Annotated in this window: 20 protein-coding genes and 1 tRNA gene; 7 read left to right on the forward strand and 14 right to left on the reverse strand. The window is 70.0% G+C overall.

The features are described from left to right. Positions 1-110 precede the first annotated feature (110 nt). The 5 genes from RUH65_RS07090 to RUH65_RS07110 form a co-directional block, all read right to left on the reverse strand. Positions 111-1,082 (reverse strand): universal stress protein, encoded by a 972-nt coding sequence (locus RUH65_RS07090; protein ID WP_313816619.1) that lies wholly within the window; start codon positions 1,080-1,082, stop codon positions 111-113. A gap of 61 nt (positions 1,083-1,143) precedes the next feature. Next, positions 1,144-2,097 carry a fused MFS/spermidine synthase gene (locus RUH65_RS07095; protein WP_313816620.1) on the reverse strand — a complete coding sequence of 318 codons (954 nt, stop codon included), beginning with the start codon at positions 2,095-2,097 and terminating at the stop codon, positions 1,144-1,146. After that, the gene (locus tag RUH65_RS07100; protein ID WP_313816621.1) at positions 2,087-2,620 is read right to left on the reverse strand and encodes a GNAT family N-acetyltransferase; all 534 of its coding nucleotides are present in this window, start codon (positions 2,618-2,620) and stop codon (positions 2,087-2,089) included. Before RUH65_RS07100 ends, RUH65_RS07095 begins: the two co-directional genes overlap by 11 nt. Further along, positions 2,617-2,952: a thiamine-binding protein gene (locus RUH65_RS07105; RefSeq protein WP_313816622.1), complete on the reverse strand. Its 336-nt coding sequence runs from the start codon at positions 2,950-2,952 to the stop codon at positions 2,617-2,619. Before RUH65_RS07105 ends, RUH65_RS07100 begins: the two co-directional genes overlap by 4 nt. Positions 2,953-3,013: 61 nt before the next feature. Then, complete coding sequence (locus RUH65_RS07110; protein WP_313816623.1) at positions 3,014-4,363, reverse strand: Nramp family divalent metal transporter; 1,350 nt, start codon at positions 4,361-4,363, stop codon at positions 3,014-3,016. 56 nt (positions 4,364-4,419) lie between these two features. Here RUH65_RS07110 and pta point away from each other — a divergent pair, with 56 nt between their 5' ends. Both pta and RUH65_RS07120 read left to right on the forward strand, forming a co-directional pair. Further along, on the forward strand, positions 4,420-6,540 hold the full coding sequence (gene pta / locus RUH65_RS07115) for a phosphate acetyltransferase (RefSeq protein ID WP_313816624.1): 2,121 nt from the start codon (positions 4,420-4,422) through the stop codon (positions 6,538-6,540). A gap of 4 nt (positions 6,541-6,544) precedes the next feature. Further along, positions 6,545-7,714, forward strand: a complete 1,170-nt coding sequence (locus tag RUH65_RS07120) for an acetate kinase (protein WP_313816626.1) — start codon at positions 6,545-6,547, stop codon at positions 7,712-7,714. Between the two features lie 155 nt (positions 7,715-7,869). Here the strand turns inward: RUH65_RS07120 and RUH65_RS07125 are convergent, their stop codons facing one another. After that, entirely contained in the window at positions 7,870-9,678 is a 1,809-nt protein-coding gene (locus tag RUH65_RS07125; protein ID WP_313816628.1) for a gamma-glutamyltransferase, read from the reverse strand. Between the two features lie 159 nt (positions 9,679-9,837). Here RUH65_RS07125 and RUH65_RS07130 point away from each other — a divergent pair, with 159 nt between their 5' ends. After that, positions 9,838-10,923, forward strand: a complete 1,086-nt coding sequence (locus RUH65_RS07130; protein WP_313816630.1) for a DUF418 domain-containing protein — start codon at positions 9,838-9,840, stop codon at positions 10,921-10,923. A gap of 3 nt (positions 10,924-10,926) precedes the next feature. Here the strand turns inward: RUH65_RS07130 and RUH65_RS07135 are convergent, their stop codons facing one another. Then, positions 10,927-11,880 (reverse strand): glycerophosphodiester phosphodiesterase family protein, encoded by a 954-nt coding sequence (locus tag RUH65_RS07135; protein WP_396179765.1) that lies wholly within the window; start codon positions 11,878-11,880, stop codon positions 10,927-10,929. 96 nt (positions 11,881-11,976) lie between these two features. Between RUH65_RS07135 and RUH65_RS07140 the strand changes: the two genes are divergently transcribed. Further along, a complete protein-coding gene (locus RUH65_RS07140) occupies positions 11,977-13,245 on the forward strand; it encodes a DUF445 family protein (RefSeq protein ID WP_313816632.1) in 1,269 nt (422 codons plus the stop codon). A gap of 20 nt (positions 13,246-13,265) precedes the next feature. Here the strand turns inward: RUH65_RS07140 and RUH65_RS07145 are convergent, their stop codons facing one another. The 4 genes from RUH65_RS07145 to RUH65_RS07160 all read right to left on the reverse strand — a co-directional run bounded on the left by RUH65_RS07145 (position 13,266) and on the right by RUH65_RS07160 (position 16,920). Beyond that, a complete protein-coding gene (locus RUH65_RS07145; protein WP_313816634.1) occupies positions 13,266-14,306 on the reverse strand; it encodes a hypothetical protein in 1,041 nt (346 codons plus the stop codon). 40 nt (positions 14,307-14,346) lie between these two features. Further along, positions 14,347-15,066: an esterase gene (locus RUH65_RS07150; RefSeq protein WP_313816636.1), complete on the reverse strand. Its 720-nt coding sequence runs from the start codon at positions 15,064-15,066 to the stop codon at positions 14,347-14,349. A gap of 7 nt (positions 15,067-15,073) precedes the next feature. Beyond that, positions 15,074-16,372: an endonuclease/exonuclease/phosphatase family protein gene (locus RUH65_RS07155; protein ID WP_313816637.1), complete on the reverse strand. Its 1,299-nt coding sequence runs from the start codon at positions 16,370-16,372 to the stop codon at positions 15,074-15,076. Between the two features lie 475 nt (positions 16,373-16,847). Beyond that, positions 16,848-16,920 (reverse strand) — tRNA-Lys (locus RUH65_RS07160). A gap of 208 nt (positions 16,921-17,128) precedes the next feature. Between RUH65_RS07160 and RUH65_RS07165 the strand changes: the two genes are divergently transcribed. The 3 genes from RUH65_RS07165 (at position 17,129) to RUH65_RS07175 (ending at position 19,633) form a co-directional block, all read left to right on the forward strand. Next, positions 17,129-17,803, forward strand: coding sequence for a hypothetical protein (locus tag RUH65_RS07165; RefSeq protein ID WP_313816638.1), 675 nt, complete (start codon positions 17,129-17,131; stop codon positions 17,801-17,803). A 178-nt stretch (positions 17,804-17,981) separates the two neighbouring features. Next, entirely contained in the window at positions 17,982-18,608 is a 627-nt protein-coding gene (locus tag RUH65_RS07170) for a hypothetical protein (protein ID WP_313816639.1), read from the forward strand. A gap of 5 nt (positions 18,609-18,613) precedes the next feature. Beyond that, positions 18,614-19,633, forward strand: a complete 1,020-nt coding sequence (locus RUH65_RS07175; RefSeq protein WP_313816640.1) for an inorganic phosphate transporter — start codon at positions 18,614-18,616, stop codon at positions 19,631-19,633. Positions 19,634-19,655: 22 nt separating this feature from the next. Here the strand turns inward: RUH65_RS07175 and pstB are convergent, their stop codons facing one another. The 3 genes from pstB to pstC are packed head-to-tail and all read right to left on the reverse strand — an operon-like array spanning position 19,656 to position 22,616. After that, positions 19,656-20,435 (reverse strand): phosphate ABC transporter ATP-binding protein PstB, encoded by a 780-nt coding sequence (pstB, locus tag RUH65_RS07180; protein WP_313816641.1) that lies wholly within the window; start codon positions 20,433-20,435, stop codon positions 19,656-19,658. 31 nt (positions 20,436-20,466) lie between these two features. Next, positions 20,467-21,648: a phosphate ABC transporter permease PstA gene (gene pstA, locus RUH65_RS07185; RefSeq protein WP_313816643.1), complete on the reverse strand. Its 1,182-nt coding sequence runs from the start codon at positions 21,646-21,648 to the stop codon at positions 20,467-20,469. Further along, on the reverse strand, positions 21,648-22,616 hold the full coding sequence (gene pstC / locus RUH65_RS07190; RefSeq protein ID WP_313816644.1) for a phosphate ABC transporter permease subunit PstC: 969 nt from the start codon (positions 22,614-22,616) through the stop codon (positions 21,648-21,650). Before pstC ends, pstA begins: the two co-directional genes overlap by 1 nt. Between the last annotated feature and the right edge of the window lie 108 nt (positions 22,617-22,724).

Raw genomic sequence — 22,724 nt, forward strand, 5'->3', positions numbered from 1 at the left:
GCCGGTCACCTTCCGCAGTGAAGGTGACCGGCCGGCGTCGTACGTGGTGTGGTCCGTGCCCCGGATGCGCTTTGCGGGCAGAGATCAGTACTCTTCTCTGCCCGCAAAGCTCAGGAGAAGGTGGGACCGAAGCTGGCGCGGTGGGCCAGGCGGCTGTCCCTGAGGTACGGGACCACCATGACGGGCCCGTGAGCGTGGGAGATGACGCCCTGGGACGTCGAGCCCAGCAGCGCGCCGGTGAAGCCGCCGTGGCCGCGGGTGCCGACCACGGTCAGCCGGGCCGTCTTGGACTCGTTGACCATGACGTCCACCGGGACACCGTCCACGATGTCCGAGGTGATCTCCAGGGACGGGAACTCCGACTTCAGCCAATCGATGCCGGCCTCGAGCCGCTCCCGCATCTCCCCGATCAGAGACTGCTCGTCCACGGTGGCGGGCAGCCAGGCGACGGCTCCGGAGATCGGCGGCATGGCGATCACCACGCGCAGCGGGGACTGACGGACCTCGGCCTCCAGCGCGGCGGCGAGAGCGGCGATCCGGCCCTGCTCGGAGCCGTCCACGCCCACGATGACGGGAACCCCGGCGGCGGCACGGGAGGCGTGCTCGCCCTTGGGGACGATCACCACGGGGCATTTGGCGTGGGCGGGCAGGGCGGAGGCCACGGAGCCGAGCAATCGGCCGAAGAAGCCGCCGCGTCCACGGGTACCGGCCACCAACAGGTTGGCGTTGGCCGAGTAGTCGACGAGGACACCGGCGGCGTCCCCCATCTCCACGCGGTGCACGAGCGGCACCTCGAGCCGGCCGAGCTGGTTGACCACGCCCTGCAGCACCTGCATGGCGCCGTCACGGATCATCGTGTCATCCGGGACGCCGTAGCCGGCCTCGAGGGCTGAGGCCGCGAACACGGGCATCGTGTAGGCGGTGACGAGGGTCAGCGGCAACCCTCGCAACTCGGCCTCCCGGGCGGCCCACTTGGCGGCTGAGACGGACTGCTCGGAACCGTCCACACCCACCACGATGCCGTGCGTGGTGGCGGCGTCCTGGGTGGTCGGGGTGTTGTCCTGTTCATGCGAACCGGTCATGACGGCCTCCTGTCATTCCTGCCCGTTGTCTGCGTTGACACGGGATGATGGTGATTCCAGTTTAGGACCCTTGCAGCGGTTCCCCGCAGTACCTGGCCCCCGCCGTGAAGTCATCGAGGGGTTCCACCAGACGAGTGGGCAGGGGGTCGGAGAGCAGGTGGCGCACGAGGGCGTCCCGGCGGGTGCCGCCTCCGGTCAACGGTCCGTTGCTCGCCGCGAACACGATGTTGCCCCGCCGGCGACCCTTGAGCATCTGCGGATCGGCCAGCGCGGCCACCGTGGAGAACGCCTCCCGGAGGGTGGCCGCCTCCTGGCGGGCGGCGCTCAGGTCCGGGCCACCGCCGTGGTTGACGAGGTAGATCCCGTCCCCCACCACGCGGGCCGCGGCCCGGGCGGCCTCCACCCCGAGCAGGTGTCCGGGCGTGGACTGGTCCTTCGCGGTGTCGCCGGCGAACACGTCCCGGATGACCACGTCCCGGCTGCCCTCGTGCGCCCCCGCCAGCACCTGACCGGCCTCGCCCACGCGGATGCGCAACTGCGGGGCGCGGGGCAGGGCGAAACGTTCCCGGGCCAGGGCGGCCAGACCGGCGTCGAGCTCGACGGCAGTCTGCCGGGCGTTCGGGAACCACACGGCCGCCCAGCGCGCCAGGGTGCACCCGGCTCCGCCGAGATGCAGGATCCGCAGCCCGGCATCCGGTTCCCAGCGGTGCATCACGACGGCGGCCATCCACCGCATGTACTCGAAGCCCAGGTCCAGCGGGGTCTCCGGATTGATCTGGGAGGACTCCGCCCCGTTGAGCTTGAGCAGCCACGCGCCGTCGGTGAACGGGTCACGCAGGATCTCGGCGGTGCCGGCGTCGATGGGGAAGACCCCCGGCTCGAGCGCCGGCTCGGCGGCACCACGACGGCCCCGTTCCCCGCGGTGGCCGTTCACACCGCCCTGGGCGCCCTTCGCCCCGGCTTTGCCGGCCTTCGCCCCGCTCTTGCCGGACGTGGAGCTGCGGTCACGCGCCACGGCGCACCATGAGCCGTTCCGTCAGCCCGGCCCAGGGGCCGTCCATCGGGACCGGGTCCCCCACCGCGGCGAAGCCGTGCCTCCGGTAGAAGGACTGGGCGCGGGCGTTGTCCTCGACGACCCACAGCAGGCACGGACCGTCGCCGATCGCCCGCTCCAGCAGGGCGTCGGCCACGCCGCTGCCCTGGGCCTCGGCCAAGACGTACAGCGCGTGGAGCTGGACCGGCGGCAGATCCGTATCCTGCGGATCCTGGACGGGGCCGGCGGCGGCCAGGCCCACGCAGCGCCCCCGGGAATCCTCCGCCAACCAGAGGACCTGCCCTTGCGTCATCAGCCGACGCCAGTGCTCGACCTGGCGGTCCAGGGTGGCCTCCGCCGCAGCGAAGAACGACTCGTCCCGCAGGTGCCCGTAGGCCTCCCGCCAGGACCGGGCCTTCATGGAGAGCACGGCCTCGAGATCCGCGGGGGCGGCGTCGCGAACGTAGTAGCGGGTGCCGGCGGCACCGTGTCCTCGGGCGGTCACTGCTCTTTCAGGGCTGCTTCCAGCCGTTCGAGTTTGCCGTCCAGCTCGCCGGCGTGGCCGGGACGGATGTCCGCCTTGAGGACCAGGGAGATCCGGGACCCGTAGGGGGCCACGGCCTCGACGGCCTCCTTGACCACGCCCATCACCTCGTCCCATTCACCCTCGATCTCCGTGAACATCGAGGAGGTCCGGTGGGGCAGGCCGGAGCCGCGGACCACCTTGACGGCCGCAGCCACGGCATCATGCACGGAACCGTCCCCGGCCTGGCTGAGGGCCGCCGGGCCATCGGTACGGGGGTTGCCGGAGGGGGAAACAGAGAAGGCGATGATCATAGGTCCAGTCTGCCTCACCGGGAGGGCCAGGGGTCAGGGGCGGGCCGCCGATGCGGTCCGGTCAGCCACCGGCCCACAACGGCTCGAGGGCATTGATGAGCTGCTGCACGCCCAGCACCACGAACACCAGGGCGGTGATGCCGAGCAGCCCGTTGTGCACCCAGTTGTTGCGGAACTGGGAGGGGACCAACCGCTTCTGGTTGTTCAGGATCAGCAGGGTGACGGCCAGGAACGGCATGAACAATGCGCCGAGCGTGCCGTAGAGCAGGATCAGGAAGATCGGCCGGTCCAGGAACAGCAGGGACATCGGCAGGATGGTCAGCCAGATCAGGTAGAAGCGGGCCGGCTTCGACCGCAGCGACGGGGCGTCATCCTGGTCCAGGCTGTCCGCGGGCTTGCGGAAGTTGGTCCAGAAGTCGGCGAACATCAGCGAGACGCCGTGCCAGACCCCCAGCAGGGAGGAGAAGGACGCGGCGAAGAAGCCGATGAGGAACAGGACGGCGAAGGGCTCGCCGAACCGGTCGGCCAGCACGTTGCCGACATCCAGCAGGCCCTCGTCGCTGGCCGAGATCTCCAAGCCGGACGTGTACAGCAGCTGGACGCCCATCACCATGGTGGCGATGACGAAGACGCCGGTGAGGAGGTAGGCCACGGCATTGTCGAAGCGCATCACCTTCATCCACTTCGGGGCATTCCAGCCCTTCTCGCGGAGCCAGTAGCCATAGGCCGCCAGGGTGATGGTGCCGCCCACGCCGCCGGCCAGGCCCAGCACGTAGAACATGGACCCGTCCTCTTCGGGGATGCGCGGGACCAGGCCTGCCACCATGTCCCCGATGTTGGGGCCAACCATGATGGCCGAGGCCAGCACGGCCACGAACATGATGCCGATCAGCACGGTCATCAGCTTCTCGATGAGTCCGTACCGGTTGAGCCAGACCAGCCCCATGCCGAGCAGGCCGGAGGCGATGGCGAAGATCATCGAGTTCACCCCGGGGAACAGCGCCGCCAGGGGAAGGGCCACGGAACTCATCGCGGTTGCCCCGTAGACGAAGCCCCAGATGATGATGTAAATACCGAAGTACCAGCTGGTCCAGACGCCGAGGGTGCGCCAGCCCTGGAAGATCGTCTTACCGGTGGACAGGTAGTACCGGCCCACGCCCTCCACGAGCACGATTTTGAAGATGACGCCCAGGACCACGGCCCACATCAGGGCGTAGCCGTAGCGGGAACCCGCCGTCAGGGTGGCGACCAGGTCGGCCGCTCCCACACCGGTGGCGGCTGCCACGATGCCCGGGCCCATGGAGTTCCACTTGACCTTGACGGGTTTCTCGTTGACCTCGGCGTCGGTGAAACCGACGATGTTCGGATTGTGGACGGGATGCCCCGTGTCCACGTGGTCGCCTCTTGACATCTGTGCCCCTCGTTACTACTACGTGCGTTGTGCACCACAGACTAGTGTGGTTTGCCGTGAGTCAAGGAATCTTCGTCACCACCACCACCAACGGCGCCGGCAAATCGCTCGTCACCCTCGGGATCGCCGATTCCCTCTACAAGAGGTCCGGCAGCATCGGCTACCTCCGTCCGGTCGTCCCCGGGGATTCCGTGGAGACGGACCCGATGGTCCAGTTGATGCGGGAGGACTACGGGCTCGACGCCGGCCTGGCCCGGGGCGGAGTGACTGCCGCCGAGGCGCGGCGGATGGTGGCCGAGGGCCGCACCGACGAGCTCTATGAACGCTGCGTGGCCCTGTTCGAGGAGATGGCCGGGGCCTGCGGCATCGTGGTGGTGGAGGGCAGTGACCTGGCGGGCGCGGATCCCGCCGTCGAGCTCGATCTCAACGCCGAGCTGGCCCGCCACCTGAGCCTTCCCGTGGTGGGCGTGGTGTCCGCCGCCGGACTGGGCGGTGCCGCTGCGGCCGACGCGGTGGATCTGGCCCGGCGCGCTCTGGACGAGTCCGGGGTGGACCTGTTGTCCATGATCGTCAACCGGGCCGATCCGGCCCTCCTCGAGGAGATCGAGTCCGCCATCCGGCCCGGCCGCCATGAGTGGCCCGTGTACGTGCTGCCCGAGTTGCCGGAACTGTCCCTGCCGTCCGTCTCCGAGGTCGCCACCGCGCTCGGGCTGACCCAGGTGGCCGGGAACCTGAACCTGGACCGCGACGTCTCCGAGGTGAAGGCCGTCTCCATGGAGGGCGGCAACTTCCTGCAGATCCTCCGCGAGGGCGCCCTCGTGCTGGTCTCCGGAGACCGCTCGGACGCCGTTCTGGCCACCGTGGCCTCGTCTCTGGCGCCGGAGTTCCCCGTGGCATCCGGGATGATCCTGACCAACGGGATCGAGCCCAACGAGCAGATCCGGCGCCTGTACGCCGAGGCCCCGTTCCCCATCTTCACCACGTTCGCGGACACCTTCAGCACTGCGCGGGCCGTGTCCGCCGTGCGCAGTGAGCTCTCCAGCGCCCAGCCCCGCAAGACGGCCGCGGCCCTGGGAGCCTGGCACCAGCGCGTGGACGGCGCGGAGCTGCTGCAGCGCATCGATCTGCCGCGGGCCGTGCGCACCACACCTCTGCGGTTCCTGCACGGGCTGATCGAACGGGCCCGGTCCGAGCGGAAGACGATCGTGCTCCCGGAAGGCGAGGACACCCGCATCCTCCGCGCGGCCGAGATCCTGCGCCGGCGGGATGTCTGTGACCTGGTGGTGCTCGGGCGTGAGGCCACCATCCGGGACCTCGCCGCCAAGGAGGGGGTGGACCTGAGCGGGCTGACCCTGGTGGACCCCTCCACCTCCGAGGCCCGCGAGCGCTATGCCGCGGAGTACTCCCGCCTGCGCGCCCACAAGGGGATCGACCTGGACCGCGCCCTGGACATCATGACCGAGGGCGCCTACTTCGGCACGATGATGGTCCAGCTGGGAGACGTGGACGGCATGGTCTCCGGCGCCGCCCACACCACCGCGAACACGATCCGCCCGGCACTGGAGTTCGTCAAGACCCGGCCCGGCGTCTCGATCGTCTCCTCCGTGTTCTTCATGCTGCTGCCGGACCGCGCCCTGGTCTATGGAGATTGCGCCGTGAACCCGGATCCGAACGCCGAGCAGCTGGCGGACATCGCCTACGCCTCCGCCCTGACGGCGCGGCAATTCGGGGTCCAGCCTCGCGTGGCCATGCTGTCCTACTCGACCGGAGGCTCGGGGACGGGGGACGCCGTGGACAAGGTCCGCACCGCCACCGAACTCGTGCGGGACGAGCACCCGCAGCTCAAGGTGGACGGCCCCCTGCAGTATGACGCGGCCGTCAACGCCTCGGTGGCCGCCTCGAAGATGCCGGATTCGGAGGTGGCCGGCCAGGCCACCGTGTTCGTCTTCCCGGACCTGAACACCGGCAACAACACCTACAAGGCCGTCCAGCAGTCCTCCGGGGCCGTCGCCGTCGGGCCCGTCCTGCAGGGGCTGAACAAACCGGTCAACGATCTCTCCCGGGGCTGCACCGTGGACGACATCGTCAACACGGTGGCCATCACCGCCATCCAAGCCCAGACAGTCCAGACAGTCCAGTCCGGCCTGTCCGGCCTGTCCGGCCGATCGGGAGAGTGAACTCATGCTGATCCTCGTCATCAACTCCGGTTCCTCGTCGCTGAAGTACCAGCTGCGCGAGGTCGCCTCGGACGGCACAGAACCCACAGAGCCCGTGGTCGCCCAGGGCCTGGTGGAACGCATCGGCGTGCCCGGCTCCGGTGTGGACAACCACGCCGAGGCCCTCGAGCAGATCGATGCCGAGCTGGAGCGGGTGCTTCAGGGCCGCACCATCGACGCCGCCGGTCACCGCGTAGTCCACGGAGGGGAGCGCTTCAAGGCCCCGACCCTCGTCACCACGGAGGTCATCCGTGCCATCGAGCGCCTGGCGCCCCTGGCACCGCTGCACAACCCCGCCGCAGCCCAGGGACTGCGTGCCATCGCCGAGAAGTGGCCGGACCTGCCGCAGGCCGTGGTCTTCGACACCTCATTCCACCAGTCGATGCCCGAGGAGGCCTGGCGGTATGCCCTTCCGGACGCCCTCTACACGGAGAACGGCATCCGGCGCTACGGCTTCCACGGCACCAGCCACGATCTCGTCACCGGGATCGCCGCCGAGACGCTGGGCATCCCGCGCGCCGATTTCAACGCGGTGATCCTCCACCTGGGCAACGGCGCCTCCGCCACCGCCATCCGCGGGGGGGCCTCGGTGGACACGTCCATGGGCTACACGCCGCTGGCCGGGCTCGTAATGGGCACCCGATCCGGAGACGTCGACCCCTCGATCATCACGCACCTCATCCGCAACGGTGTGTACAACGCGGAGCAGATGGACCGGATGCTCAACCAGGAGTCCGGACTGCTCGGCATGACCGGCAACGCGGACATGCGCCAGGTCATCGACTCCGCCCACGCCGGCCACCGGCGGTCCAGGACCGCGTTGAAGGTGGCCTCCTACCGCCTCGCGAAGTACGTGGGCGGTTATCACGTGGCCGTCGGCGGCGCCCAGGCCGTGGTCTTCACGGCCGGCATCGGCGAGAACTCGGCGCCGTTCCGCTCGGCCGTGCTGGACCGCCTGGAGCCCCTGGGCATCGCCTACGACGCCGAGGCGAACCTCGAGCGGTCCGACGCACCCCGCGTGATCTCCACCGAGGGCTCGGCCCTCCCCGTCCTGGTGGTGCCGACCAACGAGGAGATGGCGATCGCCCAGCTCACCCTCTCGGTGGCGCAGGATCTCGGCGCGCTCCCCCGCTGACGGCGTGAATCCTGATGGCGTGAATCGTCATCCGAACTTCCGGCGCGTCGACACCGAATCGACTGCAACACACCGGAAAATCGCATGACGAATGTGGAGCAGCTCGTGGCTGAGATCGAGAAGGTCCGCCAGGGATGGGACACACCCTCACCGGTTCACCCCGCCGGCACCACCGCCACGTCACCCTCCCGCCGGGAGTCCTGGGCCCCCGTGATGGTTCCGGTCTCGTAGTCGATCTCCAGCGCCTGCACCGAGCCGAAGACGGCATCGGCCCGCTCGGTCACGCGCGGCTGCCACCCCCGCTGGCGGATCAGGGCGGCCACGTCCTGCGCCGGCTGCTCCTCCAGGGAGAGCACACCGTCCTGGAGGTAGTGGCGCGGGGAGTCGACCGCCTCCTGCAACGGCATCTCCTGCAGGGCCCAGGGCACCATGACGGTGGCGAGGATCGAAGGGATGACCTGTCCACCCGGTGATCCCAGGCCCATGACCACGCGACCCTCGGAATCCAGAACCAGGCTGGGCGCCGACCAGCTGACGGACTTGCGCCCCGGCTCCGGCTGGTTGGCGGGAGTGTCCAGGGACTCGAACCGGGACAGCTGGTTGTTGAGGAAGAACCCTCCCACGGCACTGGACTCGGCGCCGCCCCAGAAGCTGGTGATCGTGTTCGTCATGGACACGGTCAGCCCCTCGTCGTCGACCACGGTCAGATGGGTGGTGTTCCCCGCCTCAGCGGGTGCAGCGGCAGCGTCACCGCCGGCGCCAGCCGTCCCGGCCGTGCCGGCCGCACTGGCCGCACTCTGGTCAGTCACTGCGGACGAGGCGAGCGCCGGCGCCACTTCGGTTCGAGCCAGCTCGGCGTTGGCCTCCGGGTCCGTGAGCCGGTCCACGGGGACATCCACGAAGACCGGGTCTCCGAAGGACTCCGTCACGCTGGAATCGGCCACCTGCCAGGCCGCGGTCATGGCGTCCACGTACTCCGCGGACCCGGGCTCGGCCTCCGCCACCCCGAGCGCCTCGGCGACCTGTAGGAATTGCACGACGGCGGCACCCGGCAGCGGCGGCGCGGCAGAGACGTACTCGTAGTCGCCGACCGGGCCGCTGACCGGCTCGGTGGTGACGGTCTCATAGGTGGCGAGGGACTCGGCATCGAGCCCGTCCACGGCGGTGAGCCCGTCCACCAGGCTGCCCGTGTAGAGGGCGTCCGGGCCTTCCTCGGCGAGCGTCTCCATGGTGGTCGCCAACTCAGCCTGAACCAGGGTCTCGCCCTCCTCGAGCGGTCCGGCGCCTCCCGAGTCCTCCGCCGCGCCCTCGCCGGCCGACCCGGAGTGGAACGCGGCGAGCCCCTCGATGGCCCCGGGCCCATAGTCGGAACGCATCCGCTGGGCCAGGAGTGTCGAGACCGGAAACCCCTCGTCGGCCAGCTCGATGGCAGGTGCCAACAACTCGGCCCACTCCAGGGAGCCGTGTTCGGCGTGCAGGGTGGCCATGCCGTCCACGAAACCCGGGACACCGGTGCCCGAGGCCGGGATGTCACCGTCCTGGGCCACGGTCTCGCGGTAGTCGTAGGCCAGCGGGTCGCCGTCCCCGCGGGCGACCAGCGCCGAGCCACCTCCCCCGATGCCCGAGGCGAAGGGTTCCACCACCGCCACGGCGAAGGCGGTGGCGACGGCGGCGTCAGCGGCGTTGCCGCCCTGGTCCAGGATTTCTGTCCCCACCTCCACCGCCGCCGGGTGTCCGGCGGCGACCGCCTGCTCCCGGAGGGCCGCCGCGGAGGCCGACGGGGCCGGCGTCGTACCGGGGGTGCCGTTCGAGGGGGAACCAGAGGCTGAGGAGGACGGGACACCGGAAGCCGGCCCCGATGGTTCCTCCGGTGCCGGGGAGGCGCATCCGGCCAGGGCCAGCAGCGCGGCCGAGAGGGCGGTTACGCGGGACAAGGTGGGGGCGGAGGTGCGGGTCCGCTGCATCAGGGTTCCTCGGGTGATCGAGTACGGCGGGCCCGAGCGATCCTAACGGGCTCTCCTGTGCACCGTCTGGGCGGTGTCTGGGCGCGTCGTCCAGTTACCGTCCCTACACTGCCCACGACCTCCCCCGCCACCACCACCGCACAGGACAGAATGGCTTCCATGACCCCAGTCAACGTGCCGGCCGCCGCGGGTCACCCCGCGGCGTCTCAGCCCTCAGGCGTGCGCCTGACGGGTCTCGACGCGGCCCGGGCGCTGGCCATCATCGGCATGATCGCGGTGAATGTGGGCCCCCGGGGCGAACCGGGGATCGCGGGATTCGTGTACGACCTGCCGGTGGGGCGGGCCTCCATCCTGTTCGTGGTGCTGGCCGGAGTGGGCATGTCCTTCCTGAGCCGGGCCGCCCGCCGGCCCGGTGGGCGGCTGCCGTGGCGGACGGTCCTGTGGCGCTCCGCGCTGCTGTTCGCCGGCGGTCTGGCCCTGCAGGAACTGGGTCATGACGTCAGCGTCATCCTGACTGTCTACGGGGTGCTGTTCCTGCTGTCCCTGCCGTTGCTGAAGGCCCCGACCCCGGTCATCGCCGCGCTGGCGGGGATCCTGTTAGCCGTGGGACCGGTGGTCTGGATCTGGGCGCAGCTCGCCTCTGGAACCGTCTTCCAGTTCGCGGATCCGGACCTGAGCAACGACGCTCCCCACCTGCTCCACCGGATCTTCCTCTCCGGCCCTTACCCGGTGCTGGTGTGGTGCGTCCCCTTCCTGGTGGGGCTCATCCTGGGACGGGCTCCCCTCACCGACCGCAGGCTGCAGAGGCGGTTGGTGCTGTGGGGTGGCATCACGGCCGTCGGCGCCTATGTGCTCTCGCAGGTGCTGATCCGGCTGCTGGGCCAGCCGGGGGACGAGATCGGGTGGGACCGCCTCCTTTCCGCTGTCGGGCACTCGCAGATGCCGTTGTGGCTGATCTCCAGCATCGGCACGGCACTCGTGACCATCGGCGGGTTCCTCTGGGCCGGGGACCTCGTGGACCGCCGCCTGGGGATGCTGGTCTCAGCCGGACGGCTTTCCCTCACCATCTACGTGGCCCATCTCTTCGTCCTCGCCTTCATCCGTCCGGAGCCGCAGACGTTGCTCCGGGGGTACCTCATCACGATCGTGTTGTCCGCGGTGCTGGTCCTGCTGGCCCACCTGTGGGTGAAGTGGCGGCCGATCGGCCCGTTGGAGCAGCTCCTGCGCCTGCCCGCAAGACGCTGACGTTCAGGCCCCCGTGCCGACCAGCACGCGCTCACGGCGGCAGACCCGCTCCAGCACGCGGGCCGGCAGGTTCGTGGTGATCTGCTGCACCCCGGCCCTCAGCAGCAGGTCCACGTCCTCATCCCGGTCCGCCGTCCACACCCGCAGGGTGCGCCCCGCCGCCAGCCACGCCTTCACGTCGGCCAGGTTCTCCCGCACATAGGCCACCCCCGGCCCCGCGATGCCCACGCGGCCCTCCCAGATCAGCCGCTCGGCGTCCGCCACAGCCTGGCGCAGCGTGGCCCGCACGGCGGCGCGGCTGAGCGGGCCGAGATTGAAGCGGCTCGTCACCGGCGCGGCGGGCACCACGGAGAGCAGCTGGCACAGGTGCTCGGAGCCCACCGACGGGGCGAGGTACTGCAGGGAGCCGGCGTAGAAGCTCATGAACGACACCTCGACCGCGCCGATATTCGAGGTCTCCGGATCCCAGCCGGCGCGCAGCAGCCAGGTCAGGGCGCGTTCCTCGAGCTCATGGCCGAAGGGGCTCGGATGCTTGAGCTCCAGCGCCAGCCGCACGGGGCGGCCGGCGGTGACGAGCAGCTCGACCAGGTCCGGCAACGTCAGCAACTGCGCGGAGGCGGGGCCGTACTCGCCCGGGATCCGGGCGCCCTTCCATTGGTGGAAGTCGAGTCGGCGCAGCTGGGCCAGCGTGTGGTCCGCCACCGGGCCGGACCCGTCGGAGGTGCGCTCCAGAGTCGCATCGTGCAGGCACACCAGGTGCCGGTCCCGCGTCAGGTGGACATCCACCTCCACCCCGTCCGCGCCCTCGGCGAGCGCGTGCAGGAACGCCGCCCTGGTGTTCTCGGCGTAGGCTCCGGAGGACCCCCGGTGGGCGATCACCAGCGGTCGCCGCAACAGCCGGCGCCGGTCATCGTCGGTAGGGTTCGGGGTGGTGCCGGGGCTCGGGGTGTCGGACACGCCCCCAGGGTACGGGGCCAGCCCCGCGGTAACCGCCGGCGACAGGCGACGGGCTGGTTAACTTGTGCTGACACTTTGATCCCGGCCGGAGGACCCATGGAGAACCAGATGCTCGACGCCGGCCCCTCCGAGGCCCAGCGCGCCTCCGCCCTGCGCCGGATGAAGGCGGTGGCCACGGGCGTCCTGGTGCTGCTGGCGGCGATCTTCGTGGTGTCCTTCGCCCTGCAGGACGACTACCCCTGGCTGCGGTACGTCCGGGCGGCGGCCGAGGGGGGCATGGTGGGCGCCCTCGCCGACTGGTTCGCGGTCACCGCCCTGTTCCGGCACCCGATGGGCCTGAAGATCCCGCACACGGCGATCATCCCGCGGAAGAAGGACACCATCGGGGAATCCCTGGGAGCCTTCGTGCAGGAGAACTTCCTGGATGGGGAGGTGGCCCGGGAGAAGCTCGCCGGATTGAAACTCGCCGGCCGCGCCGGGGCCTGGCTGCGCCAACGCCCGCATGCGGAGCGGGTGGCGGCCGAGGTCTCCGCCTCCGCCGAGCGGATCCTGGATGCCATGGATGATGTTCTGGTACGGGACCTGGTGGCCAATCTGGCCCAGAAGCACATGATCGAGCCCGACTGGGCGCCCACCCTGTCCGAGGTCCTGGGCAAGGTGACCACCGAGCGCCACCACGATCAGGTGGTGGACCTGGTGGTGTCCCGGACCGGGGACTGGGTCACCGCCCACCCCGAGTTCTTCCTGAACAGCGTGCGGCAACGCTCCCCGCAGTGGGTTCCGGGCGTCGTCGACCAATTGCTGGCCGAGCGGATCCAGGCCGAGGCCCTGAAGTACCTCGCCGCCGTGCGGGAGGATCCGGACCACGAGCTGCGCCGCTCCGTGGACGACTGGCTCGCGGACCTGGTGACGGACCTGCACCGGGATCCGGCGACGAGGGCGAAGGTGGAGCAGGCCAAGAGGGAGCTGTTCAACGATCCGCGCATGCGGGAGTGGGCCGAGCGGGCCTGGGCGACGACCAAGTCCGCGCTGTTGGTCCAGCTGCGGGACCCCGGTTCGGACCTGCACCTGGCCCTGGTGGCCGCCCTGCAGGACCTGGGCGGACGGCTCGAGGAGGATCCGGCGCTGGCGGACCGGGTGGACGGCTGGGCCTCCGAGGGCGCCCAGCACCTGGCCCGCCGCTACGGGCCGGAGCTGGTGGGGATCTTCGGCGAGACCATCCAACGCTGGGATGGCCGGCAGGCCTCGCGCACCATCGAGCTCTATCTCGGCCGGGACCTGCAGTTCATCCGGATCAACGGCTCCATCGTCGGCGCCCTGGCCGGCCTGGCGATCTACTCTCTCGCCACGCTGGCCTTCGGTTAGCCGTTACTGACCGGGGCGGCTCACCGCCCGCGCGTGCGGTTCCGGCGGTGTTCGGCGCGGGCGGCCTCGACGTCGGCCGCGAATCCCGCCGGGTCCTCCGCCTTCAGGGCGTCGAGGGTCCCATCCGCCCGCAGCGCCTCGATGTCCTCGCGCACGCCTTCCTCGAGCAGGGCCACCAGATCCGGATCCGCCCCGGCGCCCTCCGCCGCTGAGCCCCCGGCCACCTCTCCCACGTCGCCCGAGCCGGAACCGGAGTCGCCGGCGGTTCTCTGGCGCTTCTGTCCGGCTGGCAGCGCCTGGAGGTCCGTCACCAACTGCCCGGGCAGCGCCGCCGGCAGCGGCCCGAAGATGTTCTGGGCGGCCTTGATGACGCTCTTGCCCATGGCGCGGTTGCCGACGCCGCCGATCACGGCGCCCACCCCGAACGGCACCAGGCGACCGAGCATGCCGGCACCCTGGCGGATGATGAACTTCTTCATGAACATGCGCTTCATCTGCTGGAACAGCACATCGGAGATTCCGGACGCCCCGGAGATGGCCGCCACCGCGCCCGCGAGCGGGCCGGAGCCCGAGCCGTTCGCCTGGCCGGTGAAGTCCCGCAGGAGCTTGCGGCCGTCGTCGCCGAGCATGACGGCCATGACCAGGGTCTGCGCGCGCTGCGGGTCATCGGTGGTGACCCCCATCAGCTCCGCCACGGACTGCGCGTACAGTGCGGTGGTCTCGAGGAAGCCGATGGTGGCCGCGGCGGAGAGGCCGAGCGCGGCGGCCGTGCCGACCCCCGGCACCACGGCGGTGCCTCCGACGGCAGCTCCGCCCCCGGTGACCGCGGCCAGGTACTGCTTCCCCAGGCGTTCGGCGAGCTGGGCGGGCGTCTCGTCCGGGTGCGACCGGCGCAGGCGATTGAGGTTGCGCAGCACCAGCGGGCGCTGGACCTCCACGGTCTTGAGCACGATCTTCTGGAAGGCCGGCGTCGGATTCCCGTGGGGGTCCACGGCCCGGTTCAGGGCGAAATCGGTGGCCTTCTGCCCGGCGACCGTTGAGATGATCGACTTCTTTGCCATGGTGGTGGCCTCCTGGAGCTGGTGGATCCTACCGACGACGCTACCGGAGCGCGTGCTTCAGGAAGATCCGGACGTCCCGGGCCTCTTCGGCGCTCATCCCGTGCCCCATACCCTCGTAGGTGCGGGCCGTGAGCCGGGTGTTGGCCTCCAGCCAGTCGGCCGTGTAGGCGATGGCGTCCGGGTTGATGACGAGGTCCTCCACGTCGCGGCCCCAGAAGAAGGGCCTGGGCCCCGGCCCCTCCGGGGGTGAGTCCAGGGTCTCGAGCAGCTGGTTGGAGAGCACGAAGCCGCTGAGTCCCACCACGCAGGTGAAGGCCTCCGGGCGCAGCCGGTACACCGTGGAGGCCATGGCCATCCCCTGGGAATGGCCCAGCACGGAGACCGTCCGGAATCCGCTGCGGGTGACCTCCTCGGCATCCAGCAGGTCGAAGACGCGATGGGCGGCCGCCACCACCTCGGCGAAGTCGTTCGTCAGGAAGTAGTCCAGCAGGAACCAGCCCCAGGCGCCGGGATCGGGGCCCGGACCGGACCCGGCACCGTCCGTGCCCTCCATGACCGGTGCCGCGCCGGCGTCGATCGCGAACCCGCCGCGCACAGCCAGGCCCGTGACGTTCTCCGGAAGCATGCCGAAGTAGGCCTGGGCGGCCCGGACCTCGTTGGCCCCGTAGCCGTGGATGACCAGTACCAAGTCCGTGCCGTGGCGTTGCGACTCAGGCCGTGACCAGAACACGTGGTGGCCGGTGGAGAGGGTCTGCCGCACGGGTCCGTCAGTCGCTTCCGGAGTCGAGGTCGAGATCGGTCCAGACCAGGCGGTGTTCGCTCGGGGTGGTCTCGTTGGGTTCGCCCGGCTCGCCGCCGGGCGCGTTGGCGCGGGTGAGGTGCGAGCCCAGCTGGCCGGACTGGGGCCAGAAGACGCCTGAGGCCGCGGTGGGCAGGGAGGCGGAGGGCAGCAGGTAGTCCGACCGCGCCACCGTCCAGTCACCGCCCTCGCGGCCCACCACCTCGGTGGCCATCGGATCCTCGTCCGCGGTGAGGGCCCCGGCGCCGCGGGAGGTGGGTTCGGGGTCCTGGATGGCCTCCGACTCCAGCAGGTCGGCGATGACCGAGGGGTGCTCCTCCCCGTCCAAGGCGGTGCCGGTCAGCGGGCCGAACTCGCCGGCCAGGATGAAGGATGCGCCCTCGCCCAACCCGCCGGACCGGCCCTCGTCGTCCACAATGTAGCCGGAGTCCGCCGGGTCACCGGAGACATAGTCCGCCCACAGCCGCATCTCGTCGTGGTGGCGTTCCGCTCCGGCGACGCCGTCTCCGGCATCACTCGGCCGGGCCGCCAGCACGTGCACGGTCTGGCCGCCGACCTGCACGGGGATATCCCAATGTGAGCTGGACGAGAGCCGCAGGACGGAGCGCTCCAGATCAGAGAAGGTGTCCTCCGGGATGGCGTTGCCCGGCATGGAATCCCACGGCAGTTCCTGGAAGGTGCGGATGCCCTCCGTGTCCAGGGGATGCTTGGAGTACAGCACCATGCCGTGCTGGCCGGCGAACTCTCCCGGGCCGAAGGTGTCCCCGGGTCCGCCGATGACGCCGTCGTTGTCCAGGTCCGCCCCGGTGTCCACACCGTTGTTGACCTCGGCCACGTACATGTAGGGGTAGTCGATGCCCTGCTGGCCACCGGTCCCGACGGCCAGGTAATTCGTCCGGAAGGACTGGGCGAACGCCTCGCCGCCGTCCACATCCACGTCTGTCAGCAGCACGAGATCCGGCGCGGCCCGCTGGACGGTCTCGGCCACCTGCTGCCCCTGTTCATCTCCGGGAGTGGAGAGATCCTCGGTCAGCTCTCCAGGGGCGGACCGGCTCAGCCCGGCCGAGAAGGTGGCCACGCGCAGATCCTCCGGAGCGGCGGACGGCACCTGCCCCTCCTTGATCCACAGCATCTGCCGCAACAGGTCGGGATTCTCGGGGAGGGCGTCCTTGAAATCGAAGGAGGCCACGCGCTGGGCCGGCGAGACCGAGGTGAGTGCCGGTGCCTGCTGGACGGACGGCGCGGCCGTCGCCACGGGTGCGGCCATTAACGCCGCCACGGCGGCTGCAGGCACAAGGGCACCGCCAAGCACCATGCGTCGGCGGAGCACCCGGGGGAGAGCACTCATACGCACCACCCTAGGCACGGACATAGCTTCGGCGATAGGGGCATCCCGGGGCCGCATCGGCGGCTCACCGTCCCGAGCAGTTGCGCGGCCCGGGCGCGCGGCCCGCCCCAAAACCGCGAGGACAGCGCGTGTCGCGCCCACTATCTCCAGAGTGGTCTGATCGCTCCGACCTCTCCGTCCAGCGGCCCAGCCCCGCGTTCGGTTATCAAATCTTGATCTTGGCACTGACACCGAGACATCCCCGAAACATTCACGCGTTCGATCGGGATCCGCAGGGCCGGGAGGGCAGAAACGGCCGGCGTTCGGGCGTGGACGCGGGGCGTGCCGCCTCTCGTGCTGGGCACCGAAACGGCCCCTGACCCGGCTTGATGCCGGTTCAGGGGCCGTTGCGCGGTGGGCCCTGCGGGGATCGAACCCGCGACCCGCGGATTAAAAGTCCGATGCTCTGCCAACTGAGCTAAAGGCCCTGGCCAGCCGGTGGCCGCGTCCCATGTTAGCGGACGGCGGTCCCCGCCACGCCTCCGCTCGGCCGGTGCCCGGAGACGGGACCGTGCCGCCGGTGAAGGCGTACCGTGGAGGGGGCTCCCGGTGGCGCCGCCCGTTGCAGCATCACGTCCCGAGCCGCACCGAGACCCCGAGCAGACACACCCCCATCCCCGGAAAGGTGGCCCTCCCGTGACATCCTCCCGGAACCGTTCCGGCCGGTCCCCGAGCTCGACGGCGGCCGGCACGGTCCGCCACCACCGGCCCCGGCCGTTCGCCCCGGATCAATTCGCCGCCTTCCAGGGCGGTGCGGACCCTGCCGTCACCGCCGAGGGCGCGGCGTTGCTGGCCCGCGCCCTGGTCGAGGGCGGCCGGTCCACCTCAGACCAGGACGCGGTCCGGCGGCTGGTCGGCCTGGTCGAGGAGGCCGGGATCGACACCGTGGCCCAGTGGTGGGCCGATGCCCCGGCGATCTCCCTGAGCGGCGCCCTCTGGAGGCTGTACGCCCTTCGCGCGGCGACGGTCCGCAACGGCGCCCAGTGGGCCGCCTGGTACCGCGCCGGCCACGAGGCGCATGTGGCCCGCGCCGTGGCGGGGCCGGTCGAACCACCCGGCGCCCGCGAATTGCAGCAACTGACGACCGACATCCTCACCGGGGCCTTCACCGGCGACTTCGACGTGGCACTCGAGCGGGCCGCCGCCTACGGCCGGGTGGTCTGCCTGGGCCAGGCACACCACTCCGAGGCGCTCGAAGCCGGACAGCCGGCCCAGGCCGCCGTCCTGCTGCGTCAGGCCAAGCGGCTCCTGGGCACCGCCGAGGAACTCGAGGAGGCGGCGGCCGCCTGGCGCCGCGGCACCCTCGATTGAGCCGATGGCTGACAACACCGGCGCCGGTGGACATCCCCGCCCCCGACCGCGCACACTGGATACCGGTGCCGGGCCGCGGTAACCCCGGGCTCCAATATTCTGCCGCTACGAGCGGCCACTCGCCGAGAGGCGTTCCCGGTCCGGCACTGCCCCCTCTCGCGGGATACCCTCTTCTTTGATGAACCTCTCACTGTCCTCCCTCCTCGCCCCGGACACCGCCAGCCTCGAACACCTCGCGGCCCTGGCGGAGGGTCTGGGTGCCGCCGTGCACCAGGTCGCCCAGCTGATGGGCTCCTCCACGGCTGCTGCCGAGGAGGTCAGCGCCCGGTTGTCGGAGATCGACAGCGAGTCCAGCGTGCGCCACATGGCTCTGCTCACCAGCCTGCGCAGCTCCTTCATCACCCCCCTGCCGCGCCAGGACCTCTATCTGATGGCGGACGGGCTCAACAACGCCGTGGAGAAGGTCTGCAACGCCGGACTGCTCATCGTCTCCACCGAGCAGTACCGGCTGCCCGCCGAGGCCATGGACATCCTGGAGACCCTGGGTCGGCAGGCAGAACTCCTCCAGGAGGCCACCGCCCAGTTCCGGACCCTCGATGCCCTCGAGGAGACCTGGATCCAACTCCAGCGCAACTCGAAGCGTGCCGAGCGCGTCATGGTCGAATGGGTCTCCGGGATGACCGGTGACCTGCTGCAGCGCAGTTACAACCGGCAGCGGGAGGCGGCGCACGCCGTGGATGCCGCCATCGTCGCCGTCCGTCAGATCACCGTCCACGTCGGCAGCGTCCTCGTGCAGGAATCCTGACGGACGTGTCCCCCCTCGTCCTGGTCCTGCTGTGCCTAGCCCTCGCCCTCACGCTCGGGTACGGGCTGCTCAACGGCATGCGGGACGCTCCCAACGCCATCGCCCTGCCCGTCCGCAGCCGGGCCCTCACCCCGGGCGTGGCGCTGCTCCTGGCCGCCGTGATGAACCTCGGCGGCGGCATCCTCTCCGGCGGGCTGCTGACCGCCGTGTGGCAGGAGCTCCCCCCGGCCATCCCCCACGGCGGACCGGGCCTGCTGATGGCCGTCGTCGCCCTGGCCGTCGCGCTCGCGTGGGGGTGGTTCGCCTGGCAGCGCGGTCTGCCCGTGTCCATGACGCATGCGCTCATCGCTGGTCTCATCGGGGCCGGCATGGCCCTGACCGTGACCGGTGACGCGTCCTTCGAGGGGATCTCGTCGCCCGTGCTGGTCACCGCGATACTGGTGGGGTTGCTGCTGACACCGTTGCTGGGATGCTTCCTGTCCTGGGTCCTTGTCACGCCGGCCACCTGGGTGGCCCGCGATGCCGCGCCCGGCACGGTCAACCACACCGCCCGCATGGGGCTGGCGATCACCGGCGCCGCCAACGCCCTCGGTCACGGCGTGCAGTCCGGCCAGCGCATGACCTTCATGGTGGCCATCGCCCTCACCGCCATCGGCCGGCCCGATGCGATGGGCTGGTGGATTCCCGTGGCGGCCGGCCTCACCCTGGCCATCGGCACGCTGTTCGGCGGGTGGCGGGTGGCCCACACCCTCACGGAGAAGCTCGTGCACCTGGACCCGCTGCGCTCCGCGGTGGCCTCGACCGTCAGCGCAGGGCTGCTGTTCGTGGGCTCGTTCGCCCTCCACCTGCCGTTGTCCTCCACCCACGCCGCGGCGGCGACCATTCTCGGCGCCGGCCAGAACCAGCGCTACACCGCGGTCCGCTGGCAGCAGGTCCAGCGGGTGATCGGCTACTGGCTCGCGACCCTGGTGGTGCCCGCTGCCGTGGCGCTCATCCTCGCCGCCGCCGCCAGCCCGCTGTTCTGAGACGAGCCTCCACCGACGACGATCAGCCGAAGCGGCCGGAGACGTAATCCTCGGTCTGCTTGTTGGCGGGATTGTTGAAGATGACGGAGGTCTCGTCGTACTCGATGAGCTTGCCCGGCTTTCCGGTGCCGGCGATGTTGAAGAACGCCGTCTTGTCCGCCACGCGAGCGGCCTGCTGCATGTTGTGCGTCACGATCACCACGGTGAACTCGTTCTTCAGCTCGTTGATCAGGTCCTCGATCGCCAGGGTGGAGATCGGGTCCAGGGCGGAGCAGGGCTCGTCCATGAGGATCACGTCCGGCTCCACGGCGATGGAGCGGGCGATGCACAGACGCTGCTGCTGGCCACCCGACAGACCGGATCCGGGCTTGTCCAGGCGGTCCTTGACCTCGTTCCAGAGGTTGGCACCGCGCAGGGACTTCTCCACGATCCCGTCCGCCTCCGACCGGGACATCCGGGCGCCGTTCAGCTTGTGGCCGGCGAGGATGTTGTCCCGGATGGACATGGTGGGGAAGGGGTTCGGGCGCTGGAAGACCATGCCCACCTGGGTGCGGACGGTGACCGGGTCCACGCCCGTGGCGTAGACGTCCTCGCCGTCCAGGAGCAGCCGCCCCTCGGCGCGGGCCCCGGGGAGTACCTCGTGCATCCGGTTGATGGTCCGCAGGAAGGTCGTCTTGCCGCAGCCCGAGGGGCCGATGAACGCGGTGACGGACCGCGGCTCGATGTTGATGTTGACGCCCTCCACAGCCAGGAAGCTGCCGTAGTAGACGTTGAGGTCAATGGCCTCGATGCGCTTGGACATGTGCGTTCCTCTGTCTTTCGGTCTGCTCGGCTTAGCGGCCGGAGTTCTTCGGCGCGAACGCCTTGGCGATGATGCGTGCGGCCAGATTCAGCAGCATCACGATGACGATCAGGACCAGGGCCGCTGCCCAGGCACGGTCCGCCGAGGGCAGGCCGGCCGCCGGCGCGGTCGGGTTCATCAGCTGGCGGTAGATGAACACCGGCAGGGCGGTCATCCACTCGCTGAACGGGTTCCAGTTGGTGGCCGCCGCATAGCCCGCGGTCACCAGGATCGGCGCCGTCTCACCCGTGACGCGGGCGATGGCCAGGGTGATGCCGGAGGCGATTCCGGACATGGCCGTGGGGAGGACAACCTTGAAGATGGTCCGCCACTTGCGCACACCGAGGGCGTAGGACGCCTCCCGGAGTTCGTTCGGGACCACCCGGAGCATCTCCTCGGTGGACCGGACCACCACGGGGATCATCAGCACGGACAGGGCGATGGCCGCCGTGAGACCCATCTTGATCATCTGGACGTGCCTCGGGGACTCCCCGATGAACGTGGTGATGAACATCTCCATCACGGCGAAGGCGAACAGGCCGGCCACGATCGAGGGGATGCCGGTCATGACGTCCACGAAGAAGATGATGGAGCGGGAGAACCAGCCTCCCCGGCTGTACTCCACCAGGAAGATCGAGGTCAGCAGGCCGATCGGCACCGAGATGATCGTGGCCATCAGCGTGATCATCAGCGTGCCGGCGAGGCCGTGGAGGAACCCGCCCTGCAGGGAGGCGCCCTCGTTCTGCGTCGCGATGTCGTCCGCGCCGGTCACGCCGTCCATGTCCGTCCAGAGCAGCTGCGGATTGGCCAACAGGGTGGGCAGGCCGTTGGCGAACACGGTCCAGACCACGGAGATCAGCGGGATGAGCGCCAGGATGAAGGCGGACCACACGAGGTTGCGCCAAATGCCGTCCGTGGCACGGCGCTTGTTCTCGATGACATAGGTGGTGACATACATGCCGACGATGTAGAGGATCGCGGAGAAGATCAGCCAGCCGGTCCAGCTGAAGGACCCGCCGCCCAGCAGGGCCGTGAGGCCGGCTGCGAGGACCAGCGCACCCATCGCGACGGCGATCCAGGTCCAGCGCGGCATCTGGCCGGCGGTCAGGGAGTTCTTCCTGGGTCCGCCCGGCTGCGGGGCGCCCCGCACGGTGGTGTCAGTTGAGGTGGACATCAGTTCGCTCCCGAGAATTCCTTGTGCCGGTTGACGATCCAGCGCGCGATCATGTTGACCACGAGGGTGATGATGAACAGCATCAGACCGGCCGCGATCAGCTCGGACTGGCGCATGCCGAAGGCCTCGGGGAAGTTCAACGCGATCTCAGACGGGATGGTCGCGTTCCGCCCGGAGGTGATGATGCTCCAGGAGAAGATGCCCGGGGAGAGCACCAGGGTGACGGCCATGGTCTCGCCGAGGGCGCGGCCCAGACCAAGCATGATCGAGGAGATGATGCCGGCCCGGGCGAACGGGAAGACCGTCATCTTGATCATCTCCCAGCGGGTGGCACCGAGCGCCAGGGCGGCTTCCTCGTGCAGTTTCGGGGTCTGGATGAAGATCTCACGGCAGAGGGACGTGATGATCGGCAGGATCATCACGGCCAGCACGATCGCGGACGTCAGCAGGGCACGGCCGGTGTTGCCGGCATCGCCGCCGAACAGCGGGATCCAGCCGAGGTATTCGTGCAGCCATTTGTAGAGGGGTACCACGCCCCCGGCCAGCGTGGTCATGCCCCAGGCGCCGAAGACCACGGACGGGATGGCCGCCAGCAGGTCGATGACGTAGCCGACCGGGGTCGCCACCGATTTGGGGGCGTAGTGCGAGATGTAGAGGGCGATCCCCACCGCCACCGGGGTGGCCAGCAGGATCGCGATGATGGACGCGATCAGCGTCCCGGCCATGAGCGGCCAGACGTACTGCCAGAACGTGTCCGCGCTCTCGATGGACTCCTCATCGGAGAAGACCTCCGGCCACAGGGCCGGCAGAGACTCGACCACCAGGAAGATTGCGACGAACGCCAGGACCATCAGGATGACGACGCCGGCCGCGAGGGCCAGGCCGGAGAAGACCTTGTCCCCGGCGGCGCCGCCGCGCGAGGCCGTGAGCGACGACTTCTTCGCCGGCTCAGTGACTGATTCAGTCACAGTAACTCTCCTCGGAGTTCGTGGTGCGGACCCGGGGCCCGCACCTCAGGGATGGATAGCGTGTCAAGCATGGCACAGCCGCCGACCCCCCCCTTGAGAGGGTCGGCG

The sequence above is a fragment of the Citricoccus sp. genome, from assembly GCF_032154715.1.
GTDB lineage: Bacteria > Actinomycetota > Actinomycetes > Actinomycetales > Micrococcaceae > Citricoccus.

Coding starts and splice junctions, on each gene's coding strand:
- RUH65_RS07090 (WP_313816619.1), bottom strand. CDS start 1,082: ATGACCGGTTCGCATGAACAGGACAACACCCCGACCACCCAGGACGCC.
- RUH65_RS07105 (WP_313816622.1), bottom strand. CDS start 2,952: ATGATCATCGCCTTCTCTGTTTCCCCCTCCGGCAACCCCCGTACCGAT.
- RUH65_RS07110 (WP_313816623.1), bottom strand. CDS start 4,363: ATGTCAAGAGGCGACCACGTGGACACGGGGCATCCCGTCCACAATCCG.
- RUH65_RS07120 (WP_313816626.1), top strand. CDS start 6,545: ATGCTGATCCTCGTCATCAACTCCGGTTCCTCGTCGCTGAAGTACCAG.
- RUH65_RS07125 (WP_313816628.1), bottom strand. CDS start 9,678: ATGCAGCGGACCCGCACCTCCGCCCCCACCTTGTCCCGCGTAACCGCC.
- RUH65_RS07130 (WP_313816630.1), top strand. CDS start 9,838: ATGACCCCAGTCAACGTGCCGGCCGCCGCGGGTCACCCCGCGGCGTCT.
- RUH65_RS07140 (WP_313816632.1), top strand. CDS start 11,977: ATGGAGAACCAGATGCTCGACGCCGGCCCCTCCGAGGCCCAGCGCGCC.
- RUH65_RS07145 (WP_313816634.1), bottom strand. CDS start 14,306: ATGGCAAAGAAGTCGATCATCTCAACGGTCGCCGGGCAGAAGGCCACC.
- RUH65_RS07155 (WP_313816637.1), bottom strand. CDS start 16,372: ATGGCCGCACCCGTGGCGACGGCCGCGCCGTCCGTCCAGCAGGCACCG.
- RUH65_RS07170 (WP_313816639.1), top strand. CDS start 17,982: ATGAACCTCTCACTGTCCTCCCTCCTCGCCCCGGACACCGCCAGCCTC.
- pstB (WP_313816641.1), bottom strand. CDS start 20,435: ATGTCCAAGCGCATCGAGGCCATTGACCTCAACGTCTACTACGGCAGC.
- pstA (WP_313816643.1), bottom strand. CDS start 21,648: ATGTCCACCTCAACTGACACCACCGTGCGGGGCGCCCCGCAGCCGGGC.